Here is a 13266-nt window from a genome sequence, read left to right on the forward strand (position 1 = left end):
GGATGCGTACGGTGCGGTTATGGCCGTTATCCCGAAGCATGTCGTCACCACGCGTCCCGTCGAGCTGCCCTCGGAGACATTGGAGACTCTGCGCGGCGACTGCGCCCGCATGGCCCCGCACTGGGTGGCCCCCGCCGCCGCCTCGACCGCTCCTGTCTCGCCCGCGCTGATCCACGGGATCAGCGTCCCGCCAGCCTCCGCGCGGCTGATCGACGGCATGTCGGAGTACGGCGACTGAGACGAGGGGGTGCTCCATCGGCGCGCGCCGATGGAAGCGCGCGCTCCCGATGGAACCGTGCACTCCCCCGCTGCGTCCCACCGCTGTCCCCCGTAAAGGGGACGCGGAATACGAACGAGGCCCGCACACGGGCCTCCAGGGACAGCAGTGCAGTCGAAGGAGCGATGCGGTGAGCACCGAGCGATCCGACCATGACGCGGCCGGGCAGCACCGGCGGCGTTCCCGCCTTGCCGTCGCGTCGGTGGCGGCCACGGTGCTGCTCGTCGGTGGCGGCGGCGCCTACTTCGCCGCGACCGCGTCAGGCGGCAGCGACGGCAGCGGCAGTTCTCCGGCCGGCAGCGGCGGGACGCCTCCACCTCTCGCGCTCGACGGACACACGGACGGCGACAAGCAGGAAGGCGGCCAGGACGGCGGCACCGAGGGCATCGCCCCCGGGGAGCCCGACCCGAACGGCGCCGCCTACCGCGCGGAGGGCAAGCTGCCCGGCGGCCCCGACTCGGCGGCCGTCTACCACGCGCGGGGCACCGTCACCGGCGACCAGGTCACCGAGCTGGCCAAGGCACTCGGCGTCACGGGCAAGCCCACTTCGCAGGACGGCGCCTGGAAGGTCGGCTCCGCCAAGGACGGCTCCGGGCCTTCGCTCCAGGTGAGCAAGCAGGCGCCGGGCACCTGGACGTTCTCGCGGTACGCCACCGGCGGCAGTGACAACTGTCTGAAGGGCAAGTCCTGTTCGAAGAGCTCGGAGACGTCCACCGCCCCGAACGGCAAGGGCGACCCGGTCTCCGAGAGCGAGGCGAAGAAGGCCGCCGCGCCGATCCTGAAGGCGGTCGGGCAGGACGACGCGAAGCTGGACGCGCGCCAACTCATGGGCGGCGTACGCGTGGTGAACGCCGATCCGCAGGTCGGCGGCCTGCCGACGTACGGCTGGTCGACCGGCATCCAGGTCGGCTCGGACGGTCAAGTGGTCGGCGGCAGCGGTCAGTTGAAGGCGCCGGAGAAGGGCGCGACCTACCCGGTGATCAGCGCCGACGAGACCCTGGCCCAGCTCAACAAGTCGGGTGGCGGCGGAAGTGTCGGCATCGGCGGCTGCGCCACCGCCATGCCCGAGGACGCGTCGGGCAAGGAGGGCAAGAAGCAGGCTCCGTGCGAGCCCTCCTCCGCGCCTCCGAAGCCGCAGCCGATCACGGTGAAGGACGCCACGTTCGGGCTCGCGGTGCAGTTCGTGGACGGCCGCCAGACGCTCGTGCCCTCCTGGCTCTTCGACGTGAAGCCGGACGGCGCGAAGGACACCTTCACGGTGACGCATCCGGCGGTGGAGCCGAAGTTCCTCACCTCGCCGAGCACACCGCCGTCGGACCCGACACCCACCGACAAGCCCACGCAGGAGCCCGGCACGGGACAGCAGGACCCGACCGCGCACGTCGAGTCCTACCGCGCGGACGGCAAGTCCCTCACGGTGCACTTCTGGGGCGGCGTCTGCAGCGATTACTCGGCGTCGGCCGACGAGAGCAAGGACAGCGTGCGCGTGAAGGTGACCGAGACCCACAAGAAGGGCGAGGTCTGCGTCATGATGGCCAAGGAGTTCACCGAGACGGTGACCCTGGACAAGCCGCTGGGCGACCGGAAGGTCGTGGACGCGGAGGGCGGCGCGACGGTGCCCCGCAAGTAGCACCCACGGCCCTCACGCTCCAGCCCTCACATACGAAAACGAAGGCGGCCCCGGAGATTTCCGGGGCCGCCTTCGCACGTACAGAGCGATTTAGCTGAACGAGTCGCCGCAGGCGCAGGAGCCCGTGGCGTTCGGGTTGTCGATCGTGAAGCCCTGCTTCTCGATGGTGTCGACGAAGTCGATGGAGGCGCCGCCCAGGTAAGGAGCGCTCATCCGGTCGGTGACGACCTTCACGCCGTCGAAGTCCTTGACCACGTCGCCGTCGAGCGAGCGCTCGTCGAAGAACAGCTGGTAGCGAAGGCCCGAGCAGCCGCCGGGCTGAACGGCGACGCGCAGCGCCAGGTCGTCCCGGCCCTCCTGCTCAAGAAGGCCCTTGACCTTGGCCGCGGCGGCGTCGGACAGGAGGATGCCGTCGCTCACGGTGGTGGTCTCGTCCGATACGGACATCTGCTTCTCTCCCGGGTTGTACGGAGACTGCTTGCCGACGGTTGCAACCGGCGGGGCCGCGGATTCATTCCGGGCCGAGCGCTGTGTCTTCCGGAGGCTCTCGGCCATCTGTCCCTCCATGCTCGCACATGCCGTCCCGTGGAGCACCGGCCCGCCAAAGGCGAACGCGTCACATCGACACTATGGCCATCGTCAAACTGACGTGAAGCGGTTATGATAGATAACGTCAATTAGACGAAAAGGCTCGTCTGCAGAAAAGAAAGGGTGCGTGTCGTGACCACCGCCCAGTCCCCCGTGGAACTCGACGTCCAGCCGACGCCGCTCGCCCTGCTGCTGCTCGGACGCGATGCCGACCCGAAGAGCGAGCGCGGCGTGGAGTGCCCCGGCGATCTGCCGTCGCCCTCCGACCCCGACCTGGTGGAGCGTGCCCGCGCCGCCAAGGAGAAGCTCGGCGACAAGGTCTTCGTGCTCGGCCACCACTACCAGCGCGACGAGGTCATCCAGTTCGCGGATGTCACCGGCGACTCCTTCAAGCTGGCCAAGGACGCGGCCGCCAAGCCGGAGGCCGAGTACATCGTCTTCTGCGGCGTGCACTTCATGGCCGAGTCCGCGGACATCCTGACCACCGACGACCAGAAGGTCGTCCTTCCCGACCTGGCCGCCGGCTGCTCGATGGCCGACATGGCCACCGCCGAGCAGGTCGCGGAGTGCTGGGACGTGCTGGCCGAGGCCGGAGTGACCGAGCAGGTCGTCCCCGTCTCGTACATGAACTCCTCCGCCGACATCAAGGCCTTCACCGGCAAGCACGGCGGGACGATCTGCACGTCGTCGAACGCCAAGCGCGCCCTGGAGTGGGCCTTCGAGCAGGGCGAGAAGGTCCTTTTCCTGCCCGACCAGCACCTGGGCCGCAACACCGCGGTCCGCGACATGGGCCTCTCGCTCGACGACTGCGTGGTCTACAACCCGCACAAGCCGAACGGCGGCCTGACCGTCGAGCAGCTGCGGGACGCCAAGATGATCCTGTGGCGCGGACACTGCTCGGTGCACGGGCGCTTCTCGCTGGAGTCGGTGGAGGACGTGCGCGCGCGGATTCCCGGCGTCAACGTCCTGGTGCACCCCGAGTGCAAGCACGAGGTCGTGGCCGCGGCGGACTACGTGGGCTCCACGGAGCACATCATCCAGACCCTGGAGGCGGCTCCGGCCGGTTCCAAGTGGGCGATCGGGACCGAGCTGAATCTCGTACGCCGCCTGGCGAACCGTTTCGCCGCCGAGGACAAGGAGATCGTCTTCCTCGACAAGACGGTCTGCTTCTGCTCGACCATGAACCGCATCGACCTGCCGCACCTCGTGTGGGCCCTGGAGTCCCTGGCCGACGGCAAGCTGGTCAACCAGATCGAGGTCGACCGCGAGACCGAGCAGTTCGCGAAGCTGGCGCTTGAGCGGATGCTGGCGCTTCCGTAGTCCCGCCTTTCCCATGCGTAAGGGGCGCCCCTAATGGCGGGCGCCCCTTACGCATTCATTGTGCCGCGCCGCTAGACGGCCGAGTCCGCGTACTCCTGCTCCGGGACGCCCGCCTTCTTCGCCCGCTTCGCCTCGCGCTTCGTGCGCCGCTTCTCCTTGCGGAGTTCCACCATCGCGTACAGCGTCGGGACGAGGAGGAGGGTGAGGAGCGTCGACGTGATCAGGCCGCCGATGACGACCACCGCGAGCGGCTGGGCGATGAAGCCGCCCTCGCCCGTGATGCCGAGGGCCATCGGGAGCAGGGCGAAGATGGTCGCGAGGGCCGTCATGAGGATCGGGCGCAGGCGGTGGCGGCCGCCCTCGACGACTGCCTCGACCACGCCGTGACCCTGCCCGCGGTACTGGTTGATCAGGTCGATCAGGACGATCGCGTTGGTCACCACGATGCCGATCAGCATCAGCATGCCGATCATCGCCGGGACACCCATCGGGGTGTCGGTGGCGATCAGGAGACCGATCGCGCCCGTGGCCGCGAACGGGATCGAGACCAGCAGGATCAGCGGCTGGACCAGCGAGCGGAACGTCGCCACGAGCAGCATGAAGACGATCGCGATCGCCGCGAGCATCGCGAGGCCGAGCGAGGCGAACGCCTCGTCCTGGTCCTCGGAGACACCGCCGATGGACGCGGTCGCGCCGTCCGGCAGCTTCAGCGCGTCGAGCTTCTTGGTGAGGTCGGCGCTGACGGCGCCGGTGTTCTCGCCGGTCGGCTTCGCGGTGATCGTCGCGGCGCGGGCGCCGTCGATGCGGGTCATGGAGACCGGGCCGTCGACCAGCTTGACGTCGGCGATGTCACCGAGCTTCACGGAGCCGAGGTTCAGCTTGCGCAGCTCGGCGATCGTCGTCGCGGGCTGCGCCGACTTCACCACGATGTCGCGCTCGGTGTCGTCCAGGATCGCCTTGCCGCTCTCGGTGCCGCGCACCGACTGGGCGACGGCCTGGCCGAGGGTGGTGTCGTTGAACCCGGCCGCGGCGGCCTTGGCGTTGGCCTTGACCGAGATGCGCGGGATGCTCTGCGACAGGTCGCTCTGGACGTCCGTGACATCGTCGATCTTCGCGACCTCGTCCCGCACCTCGTCGGACGCCTTGCGCAGCACGTCGCCGTCGGCGGCCTTGACGACCACGCTCAGGTCCTGGCTGCCGAAGCCGTCACCGGCGGCGATGGACGTCTGGCCGATGCCGGAGAGCTTGCCGAGCTCCTCCTCGACCTTGTCCTGCGTCTTGTCGTAGGCCGCCTTGTCCTTGAGCGTCAGGGTGTAGGACGCCTGGTTGGTGTCCGTGGAGCCGCCGAACGCCGCCATGAAGCCGGAGGAGCCGACCGTGACCTGGTAGTCCTTGATCTCGTCCAGGCCGTCGAGCATCTTCTCGATCTTCTTGGCCGACGCGTCGGACGCCGCCAGGCTGGTGCCCGGCTTCAACTCCTGCTTGATGGTCAGGACTTCCTGCTCGCCCTGGTCGAAGAAGTTGGTCTTCAGGAGCGGCGCCATGCCGAACGTGCCCACGAGGATCACGATCGCGATGACGAGGCTGGTGAAGCGGCGCCGGGTCGCGAAGCGCAGGACGGGGACGTAGACGCGCTGGAGCCTGCTCTTCGCCTCCTTCTCCTCGGCCTTGCGGCGGGCCTCCTCCGGGTCGGCGCCGCGCACGTCCTTCGGGGGGCGCAGGAACCAGTACGAAAGGACCGGCACGACCGTGAGGGAGACGAGCAGGGACGCCAGGAGCGCCGCCGTGACCGTCAGCGAGAACGAGCCGAAGAGCTCGCCCACCATGCCGCCGACCAGTCCGATCGGCAGGAAGACCGCGACGGTCGTCAGGGTCGAGGACGTCACGGCGCCCGCGACCTCCTTGACGGCCTTGATGATCGCGGCCTCGCGCTCCTCGCCGTATCCCAGGTGGCGCTTGATGTTCTCCAGGACCACGATCGAGTCGTCGACGACACGGCCGATGGCGATGGTCAGCGCGCCGAGCGTGAGCATGTTGAGGGAGAGGTCCCGCGTCCACAGCACGATCAGGGCGAGGACGACCGAGAGCGGGATGGAGACCGCGGTGACCAGCGTCGAGCGGATCGACGCGAGGAAGACCAGGATGACCAGGACCGCGAAGACCAGGCCGAGCGCGCCCTCGGTGGTCAGGCCATCGATGGACTTGGAGACCGCCGGGCCCTGGTCGCTCGCGACCGTCAGGTCGGATCCTGCGCCCAGGTCCTTGCGCAGGTCGGGCAGCTTGTCCTTGACCTCGTCGGAGATGGCGACGGCGCTGCCGTCCTGGTCCATCGTGATCGCGACGGCGAGGCTGGGCTTGCCGTTGGTCCGCGTGATGGACGTGGCCTCCGAGGGCTGCTGCTTGACGGTGGCGACCTCGTCGAGACGCACCGGCTTGCCCGGGCGCTCCCCCGGCTTGGCCTCGGGGGTGATCATCAGGTTCTGGATCTGCTTCAGGGAGGTGTAGCCGCCGCCGACCTGGACGGTGCGGTTCTTGCCGTCCTCGTCGAAGGAGCCCGCGGGGAGCGTGGCGCCGCCGGCCTGGAGCGCCTGGCCGAGCGCGGCCGGGGTCAGGCCCGCCTTCGCCAGCTTCTTGTCGTCGGGGGTGACGTCGACCTGGAGGTCGCGCACACCGTCGACGGTGACCTGGGCGACGCCGTCGATGTCCTCCATGGCGGGGACGACGGTGCGGTCGAGCTGGTCGGAGAGCGCCTGCTGGTCCTTGTCGGAGGTGACGGAGAGGACCACGGTCGGGATGTCGTCCGTGGAGCCCGCGATGACCTGCGGGTCGACGTCGTCGGGGAGCTGGGCCCCGGCGCGGTTCACGGCCTGCTGGACGTCGGCGACGAGCTGCTTGGAGCCGCTGCCGTAGTCGAACTGGGCCATGATCACGGCGTTGCCTTCGCTCGCCGTGGAGGTGATGCCGGTGATGCCGTCGACCGCGTCGAGGGACGATTCGAGCGGCTCGACGACCTGCTTTTCGACCACATCGGGGGACGCGCCCTGATACGGGGCCAGGACGGACACCATCGGGAGTTCGATGGAGGGCAGCAGCTGCTGCTTGAGCTGAGGGATCGCGATCGCGCCGAAGACGAGGGCGATGATCGATATCAGCCCGACAAGGGCCCGTTGGGCGAGGCTGAACCGGGACAGCCAGGACATGTAGGTCTCTCTCTGTGGCGTACTGCGCAGGAACGGGCACCGGCGTGCCGGTGCCCCCTACACGATCTGCCATGTCCAGGGCAGGATTCGTCACTCCGAGGACCCGTTCTTATGCGGCGCATACTGCGGGCGCAGTACGTTGCGCCCGCACTCACTCCACCCTTGGACGTACCAGGCCCGATTCGTAGGCAATGACGACGAGTTGTGCCCGGTCACGGGCGCCCAGCTTCGCCATCGCACGGTTCACGTGCGTCTTCACGGTGAGCGGGCTGACCTCGAGGCGCTCGGCGATCTCGTCGTTCGAATGCCCGCCCGCGACCTGTACGAGGACCTCGCGCTCGCGCCCGGTGAGCGCGTCGAGCCGCTCGCCGCGCACCCCGGCGCCGTCGTCCGAACCGTCGCCCTGTGCGAGGAACTTGGCGATCAGGCCCTTCGTCGCGACCGGGGAGAGCAGCGCGTCACCCGCGGCCGCGATCCGGATCGCGCCGAGCAGTTCGTCCGGCTCCGCGCCCTTGCCCAGGAAGCCGGAGGCACCGGCGCGCAGCGACTGCACCACGTACTCGTCGACCTCGAAGGTCGTCAGCATGACCACCCGTACGTGGGCCAGGGCGGGGTCGGCGCTGATCTGGCGGGTGGCGGCCAGGCCGTCCGTGCCGGGCATTCGGATGTCCATCAGGACGACGTCGGCGGCCTGCGACTTGGCGAGTTCGACGGCCTCCGCGCCGTCCGACGCCTCGGCGACGACCTCCATGTCGGGCTCGGAGTTGACGAGCACCTTGAACGCGCTGCGCAGCAAGGCCTGATCGTCGGCGAGCAGCACCCGGATCGTCACGCGGTCCCTCCCTCTGCCGGGGTGACCGGCGTTGCCGTGACGGGCAGGATCGCATGGACGCGGAAACCGCCGCCGTAGCGGGGTCCGGCGGTGCAGCGGCCGTTCAGGGCGCTGACGCGCTCGCGCATGCCGAGGAGGCCGTGTCCGCCGCCGTCGCCCTGTCCGCTCTGCTCCTTCTTCTCGCCCCCTCCGTCGTCCAGGATCGTGATCTCGGCGTTCGGTCCTACGCGGATGACGCTGACCTCGGCCTTCGCGCCCGCCCCCGCGTGCTTCTGCACGTTCGTGAGGGCTTCCTGGATGATGCGGTAGGCCGCGAGGTCGACGCCGGCGGGCAGGTCCGTTGCCGCGTCGCCGCAGGTGACCTCGACGGGCAGGCCCGCGTGCCGGAAGGTCTCGACGAGGTCGTCCAGGCGGGCCAGGCCCGGTGCGGGTTCGGTGGGCGCCTCGGGGTCGCCGGTCTGCCGCAACAGGCCGACGGTGGCGCGCAGTTCGTTGAGCGCGGAGCGGCTGGCGTCGCGTACGTGGGAGAGGGCTTCCTTGGCCTGGTCGGGGCGCTTGTCCATGACGTGCGCGGCCACGCCCGCCTGGACGTTGACGAGGGCGATGTGGTGGGCCACCACGTCGTGCAGATCGCGGGCGATGCGCAGCCGTTCCTCGGCGACGCGGCGCCGGGCCTCCTCCTCGCGGGTGCGTTCCGCGCGTTCGGCGCGCTCGCGTATGGCGTCCACGAAGGCCCGGCGGCTGCGGACGGCGTCACCGGCGGCCGCGGCCATGCCGGTCCAGGCGAAGATGCCGAGGTTCTCCTGGGCGTACCAGGGCAGGGGGCCCGCGAGCATCGCCACCGCGGTGAGGCCGGTCATGGTGACCAGGCCGACGCGCCAGGTGGTGTGCCGGTCGGTGCGGGCGGCGACCGTGAAGAGGGCGATGACCACGCTCATCACGACACTGCCGCGGAACTCGCCGGTGACGAGGTCGACGACGGTGAGGCCGCAGGTCGCGGCGAGCACGGCCCAGGGGGCGCGGCGGCGGAAGACCAGCGCGACGGCGGCGAGCACCATCAGGACGAGGCTGAGCGCGGCCGGGGTGCGGGTACCCCAGGTGGGGCCGCCGTCATGGCCGTACGGCTCGACGAAGGATCCGATGACCATGCATACGAGGACGGCTGCCGCGAGGACGGCGTCCACGGCCAGGGGGTGCGCCTTGGCCCAGCAGCGGCCTCGCACGAGAGTGGTCACGCCCTAAACGGTACGGGTCCCTGCGGGGTGCTGGACCCGGCCGCTCGGCCTGATGCAGGGATCCTGTCCCACCGCTTCGCGGCGGATGTCTCCCAACCACCCACCCGATTGCCCCGCGTCAACCCGGGATCAGGCCGTCGTCGCTCAGCATCTCCCGGACCTCGTCCAGGGTCGCGTCCGGGCCGGGGAGGATCAGTTCGGAGGGTTCCAGGGCGTCGTCCGGGAGGGGTTCGCCCAGCTCCCGGACCTTGTCCAGCAACGCGCCCAGCGTCCGGCGGAAGCCGGACTCGTCGCCGCCCTCCATCTCCTCGAGGAGCTCGTCGTCCAGCTTGTTCAGTTCGGCGAAGTGGCTGTCGGCCAGCTTCACCTGCCCCTCCCCCATGATCCGTACGATCATGTCGCCCTCCTCGGACGTGAGCGGTGAACCCGTGAGCGGTGAACTACTACTGCTTGTCGAAGCGCGGGGTGTCCTGCGGCTGCTGGGCCTGCGGCTGTCCCTGACCCGGCTCGATGGCCTGCTTCGACGTCGAGCCGCCGGCCAGCTCGGCCTTCATCCGCTGCAGTTCCAGCTCTACATCAGTACCACCGGAGAGGCGATCCAGCTCGGACTGGATGTCGTCCTTGGCGAGCCCGGAGGAGTCGTCGAGAGCACCGGAAGCCAGGAGCTCGTCGATCGCGCCCGCCCGCGCCTGGAGCTGCGCGGTCTTGTCCTCGGCCCGCTGGATGGCCATGCCGACGTCGCCCATCTCCTCGGAGATGCCGGAGAAGGCCTCGCCGATCCGGGTCTGCGCCTGGGCGGCGGTGTACGTGGCCTTGATCGTCTCCTTCTTCGTACGGAAGGCGTCGACCTTGGCCTGGAGGCGCTGCGCCGCGAGGGTGAGCTTCTCCTCCTCGCCCTGGAGCGTCTGGTGCTGCGTCTCCAGGTCGGTCACCTGCTGCTGCAGCGCCGCACGGCGCGAGAGCGCCTCGCGGGCCAGGTCCTCGCGCCCGAGGGCGAGCGCCTTGCGGCCCTGGTCCTCAAGGGTGGAGGACTGCTTCTGGAGCTGGCTCAGCTGCAGTTCCAGGCGCTTGCGCGAGGTCGCCACGTCGGCGACACCCCGGCGCACCTTCTGGAGCAGCTCAAGCTGCTTCTGGTACGAGTAATCGAGGGTTTCGCGCGGGTCCTCGGCCCGGTCAAGGGCCTTGTTCGCCTTCGCGCGGAAGATCATCCCCATACGCTTCATGACACCGCTCATGGGCTTCGCGCGCCCCCTTCTGACGGACTTCCAGCTCCAGGTACTGCAACAGAACCCACAGTACGGGCCCTGCATCCATTACCGCACTGTTCGCGTGCGGATGCGCTCATCCCCAAGGACGACTGTGTCCGGCCGGGCTCAGGCGTAGGGAGTAGGTGCACCCCCGGGAACCGCCCGAAAACCGCTTGTAAACCACACGGAACATCCCCTTAGCCACACAATCAAGACGCCCGGTGTTGCCGGATCGTTCCCCGTCGGGCGGGGGTCCATGCGTTCGCACCACGTACCCTTGGGTTTTGTGTTCCGTAGCCGATCCAAGGACGAGAAGGCCCCGGCGAGCAAGGCCCCGGTGACCGACTCCCAGCAGCCCCGTGACCCCGAGGCCCCCAAGGGCCGCCCCACGCCCAAGCGCAGTGAGGCCCAGACCCAGCGCCGCAGCGTGGCCAATACGCCCGTGACGCGCAAGGAGGCGGCGAAGCGGCAGCGCAATGAACGCCGCGTCCAGATGGACAAGCAGCGCCAGGCGCTCGCCAGCGGTGACGAGCGCTATCTGCCCGCCCGCGACAAGGGTCCCGTGCGTAAGTTCGCGCGTGACTTCGTCGACTCGCGGTTCTGCATCGCCGAGTTCTTCCTGCCGCTCGCGGTGATCATCCTCGTGCTGAGCATGGTCCGCGTTCCGCAGTTGCAGAACATCGCGCTGCTGCTCTGGCTCTTCGTGATCGTCCTGATCATCGTGGACTCGGTGACGACGGCCTTCCGCCTGAAGAAGCGCCTGAACGAGCGCTTCCCGAGCGAGAACAAGAAGGGCGCCGTCGCCTACGCCCTGATGCGTACGCTCCAGATGCGTCGGCTGCGACTGCCGAAGCCGCAGGTCAAGCGCGGAGAGCGGCCCTGAGCGGTTTCGCCGGCGGGGCCGCCGCGTGGCTGGCGAAGCTGGGCGGTCTGCGTAACGCCGTACGCCAGGAGCTGGTGACCCGGCAGCTCGACGAGCAGATAGCCAAGCGCTTCCCCGTGGGGCAGCGGCTGCGCGTGCTCGACGTGGGCATGGGCCAGGGCACGCAGGCGCTGCGGCTGGCCCGCGCCGGGCACAAGGTGACGGGCGTCGAGCAGGATTCGGCGATGGTGGCCGCGGCGCGTCAGGCGCTCGGCGCCGAGCCCGAGGGCATCCAGGGGCGGGTGCGCATCGTCGAGGGCGACGGGCGCGACACCGGGGTGCACTTCCTGCCGGGCAGCTTCGACGTCGTACTGTGCCACGGCGTGCTGATGTACGTGGAGGAGCCGGACGCGCTGCTCGCGGGTCTTGCCCGGATGCTGGCGCCCGGCGGGCTGCTCTCCCTGCTGGTGCGCAACGCGGACGCGCTGGCCATGCGGCCGGGGCTCGCCGGGGACTGGGCGGGGGCGATGGGGGCCTTCGACTCCACCGTGTACCGCAATCGGCTCGGGCTCGAGGCGCGGGCCGATCGGCTCGACGCGGTGTCCGCTTCGCTGGCGGGGATCGCGGCGCCGTTGCATGCCTGGTACGGGGTGCGGGTCTTCACCGATCAGGCGGCCGATGATGCGGCCGTGCCGGGGGACGCGGAACTGGCGGCGCTGCTCGCCGCCGAGGAGCGGGCCGGGCGTACCGACCCGTATCGCCGGGTCGCCGCTCTGTTGCACGTCTGCGGTGTGCGGGACTGATGGAACCGCCGCTTCGCGGCGGATCTTTCCCGCCCACCCACCCGTTTGCCCCGCATCGGGCTGTACGGGCAGGAGCGGGACGCTCCAGGCCGCGATCAGACGCGAGCCCGCAGCCCCCTGATCGGCCGTCTATTTCAGGGCGGCATACCGGGGTGAAATGGACACTCGGGGCATGACTGTCTCGCGTACCCGTAACGTCACCGCCGCCGCCGTCGTCGCCGCCGGGCTGCTGCTGGGCGGCTGCTCCGCATCCGGGACCGGTTCCGGTTCCGGCTCCGGGGATTCCGGTGAGTCCACCACTCAGGCCGCGCCCAGGGCGGACAGCGGTCTGCAGGACGACTACCAGCAGGTCATCAAGGACGTCCTGCCGTCGGTCGTCCAGATCGACGCCTCCGACAGCCTGGGCTCCGGCGTCGTCTACGACGACAAGGGCCACATCGTCACCAACGCCCACGTCGTGGGCAAGGAGCGCACCTTCAAGGTCACGACGGCCACCGGGGAGCAGGCCCTGACCGCGAAGCTCGTCACCTCCTACCCCGAGCAGGATCTCGCCGTCATCAAGCTCGACAACCCGCCGGACGGGCTCAAGGCCGCCAAGTTCGCGGACTCCACGAAGGCCGAGGTCGGGCAGATCGTGCTCGCCATGGGTTCACCGCTCGGCCTGTCCTCCAGCGTCACGCAGGGCATCATCTCCGCCACCGGCAGGACCGTCAGCGAGCCCCGCTCGGAGGGCTCCGCCGGCGCCACCATCGCGAACATGGTGCAGACGTCCGCCGCGATCAACCCGGGCAACAGCGGCGGTGCCCTCGTCACCCTCGACAGCGAGGTCATCGGGATTCCGACGCTCGCCGCGTCCGACCCGCAGATGGGCGACAGCGCGGCGCCCGGCATCGGGTTCGCCATCCCGTCGTCGATGGTGAAGACCGTCGCCGACCAGATCATCAAGGACGGCAGGGTCACCGACTCGGGCCGGGCCGCCCTCGGCATCACGGGACGCACGGTCCTCGGCGACGACTACAAGCCCGCGGGCGTCGCGGTCGTCGAGGCGCAGAAGGACGGCGCGGCGGCCAAGGCGGGCATCGAGGCCGGCGACATCATCACCAAGCTGGGCGATACCGAGATCACCACGATCACCTCGCTCTCCGAGGTCCTCGCCGGGGAGAAGCCGGGCGACAAGACGCAGGTGACGTACACCAGGGACGGCGCCGACAAGACCGCCGATCTCACCCTGGGCGAGATGTAGCGGGGAGAGCGACAGGAACGGCGTGAGGG

12 protein-coding genes are annotated in these 13266 nt (G+C 69.7%); 6 read left to right on the forward strand and 6 right to left on the reverse strand.

Annotated features, from left to right (window positions below):
* Window positions 1-19: 19 nt before the first annotated feature.
* Both ACQKIP_RS24480 and ACQKIP_RS24485 read left to right on the forward strand, forming a co-directional pair.
* Window positions 20-238 (forward strand): hypothetical protein, encoded by a 219-nt coding sequence (locus tag ACQKIP_RS24480; protein ID WP_365852684.1) that lies wholly within the window; start codon window positions 20-22, stop codon window positions 236-238.
* Between the two features lie 169 nt (window positions 239-407).
* Window positions 408-1907, forward strand: a complete 1500-nt coding sequence (locus ACQKIP_RS24485) for a hypothetical protein (RefSeq protein ID WP_365852682.1) — start codon at window positions 408-410, stop codon at window positions 1905-1907.
* Window positions 1908-1997: 90 nt separating this feature from the next.
* Here ACQKIP_RS24485 and ACQKIP_RS24490 read toward each other — a convergent pair whose 3' ends face one another.
* Window positions 1998-2354 (reverse strand): HesB/IscA family protein, encoded by a 357-nt coding sequence (locus tag ACQKIP_RS24490; RefSeq protein WP_030933606.1) that lies wholly within the window; start codon window positions 2352-2354, stop codon window positions 1998-2000.
* A gap of 264 nt (window positions 2355-2618) precedes the next feature.
* Here ACQKIP_RS24490 and nadA point away from each other — a divergent pair, with 264 nt between their 5' ends.
* Window positions 2619-3815, forward strand: coding sequence for a quinolinate synthase NadA (nadA, locus tag ACQKIP_RS24495; protein WP_365852680.1), 1197 nt, complete (start codon window positions 2619-2621; stop codon window positions 3813-3815).
* 71 nt (window positions 3816-3886) lie between these two features.
* Here the strand turns inward: nadA and ACQKIP_RS24500 are convergent, their stop codons facing one another.
* From ACQKIP_RS24500 to ACQKIP_RS24520, 5 genes are all read right to left on the reverse strand, one after another.
* Window positions 3887-7015, reverse strand: coding sequence for an efflux RND transporter permease subunit (locus ACQKIP_RS24500; protein ID WP_365852678.1), 3129 nt, complete (start codon window positions 7013-7015; stop codon window positions 3887-3889).
* A 151-nt stretch (window positions 7016-7166) separates the two neighbouring features.
* A complete protein-coding gene (locus ACQKIP_RS24505) occupies window positions 7167-7847 on the reverse strand; it encodes a response regulator transcription factor (protein WP_365852676.1) in 681 nt (226 codons plus the stop codon).
* A complete protein-coding gene (locus ACQKIP_RS24510; protein ID WP_365852674.1) occupies window positions 7844-9082 on the reverse strand; it encodes a sensor histidine kinase in 1239 nt (412 codons plus the stop codon). Before ACQKIP_RS24510 ends, ACQKIP_RS24505 begins: the two co-directional genes overlap by 4 nt.
* Before the next feature lie 118 nt (window positions 9083-9200).
* Window positions 9201-9479, reverse strand: coding sequence for a PspA-associated protein PspAA (pspAA, locus tag ACQKIP_RS24515; RefSeq protein ID WP_365852672.1), 279 nt, complete (start codon window positions 9477-9479; stop codon window positions 9201-9203).
* A 46-nt stretch (window positions 9480-9525) separates the two neighbouring features.
* Window positions 9526-10317: a PspA/IM30 family protein gene (locus ACQKIP_RS24520; RefSeq protein WP_351159509.1), complete on the reverse strand. Its 792-nt coding sequence runs from the start codon at window positions 10315-10317 to the stop codon at window positions 9526-9528.
* A 268-nt stretch (window positions 10318-10585) separates the two neighbouring features.
* Between ACQKIP_RS24520 and ACQKIP_RS24525 the strand changes: the two genes are divergently transcribed.
* The 3 genes from ACQKIP_RS24525 (at window position 10586) to ACQKIP_RS24535 (ending at window position 13237) form a co-directional block, all read left to right on the forward strand.
* Entirely contained in the window at window positions 10586-11212 is a 627-nt protein-coding gene (locus ACQKIP_RS24525) for a DUF3043 domain-containing protein (RefSeq protein WP_365852670.1), read from the forward strand.
* A gap of 74 nt (window positions 11213-11286) precedes the next feature.
* Window positions 11287-11994 carry a class I SAM-dependent methyltransferase gene (locus tag ACQKIP_RS24530; protein WP_365852668.1) on the forward strand — a complete coding sequence of 236 codons (708 nt, stop codon included), beginning with the start codon at window positions 11287-11289 and terminating at the stop codon, window positions 11992-11994.
* A 172-nt stretch (window positions 11995-12166) separates the two neighbouring features.
* A complete protein-coding gene (locus tag ACQKIP_RS24535; protein ID WP_365852666.1) occupies window positions 12167-13237 on the forward strand; it encodes a S1C family serine protease in 1071 nt (356 codons plus the stop codon).
* The last annotated feature ends 29 nt before the right edge of the window (window positions 13238-13266 follow it).

The sequence above is a fragment of the Streptomyces sp. NPDC059900 genome, assembly GCF_050270335.1.
Taxonomy (GTDB): domain Bacteria; phylum Actinomycetota; class Actinomycetes; order Streptomycetales; family Streptomycetaceae; genus Streptomyces.

Coding starts and splice junctions, on each gene's coding strand:
- ACQKIP_RS24490 (WP_030933606.1), bottom strand. CDS start 2,354: ATGTCCGTATCGGACGAGACCACCACCGTGAGCGACGGCATCCTCCTG.
- pspAA (WP_365852672.1), bottom strand. CDS start 9,479: ATGATCGTACGGATCATGGGGGAGGGGCAGGTGAAGCTGGCCGACAGC.
- ACQKIP_RS24525 (WP_365852670.1), top strand. CDS start 10,586: ATGCGTTCGCACCACGTACCCTTGGGTTTTGTGTTCCGTAGCCGATCC.
- ACQKIP_RS24535 (WP_365852666.1), top strand. CDS start 12,167: ATGACTGTCTCGCGTACCCGTAACGTCACCGCCGCCGCCGTCGTCGCC.
- ACQKIP_RS24500 (WP_365852678.1), bottom strand. CDS start 7,015: ATGTCCTGGCTGTCCCGGTTCAGCCTCGCCCAACGGGCCCTTGTCGGG.
- ACQKIP_RS24520 (WP_351159509.1), bottom strand. CDS start 10,317: ATGAGCGGTGTCATGAAGCGTATGGGGATGATCTTCCGCGCGAAGGCG.
- ACQKIP_RS24480 (WP_365852684.1), top strand. CDS start 20: ATGGCCGTTATCCCGAAGCATGTCGTCACCACGCGTCCCGTCGAGCTG.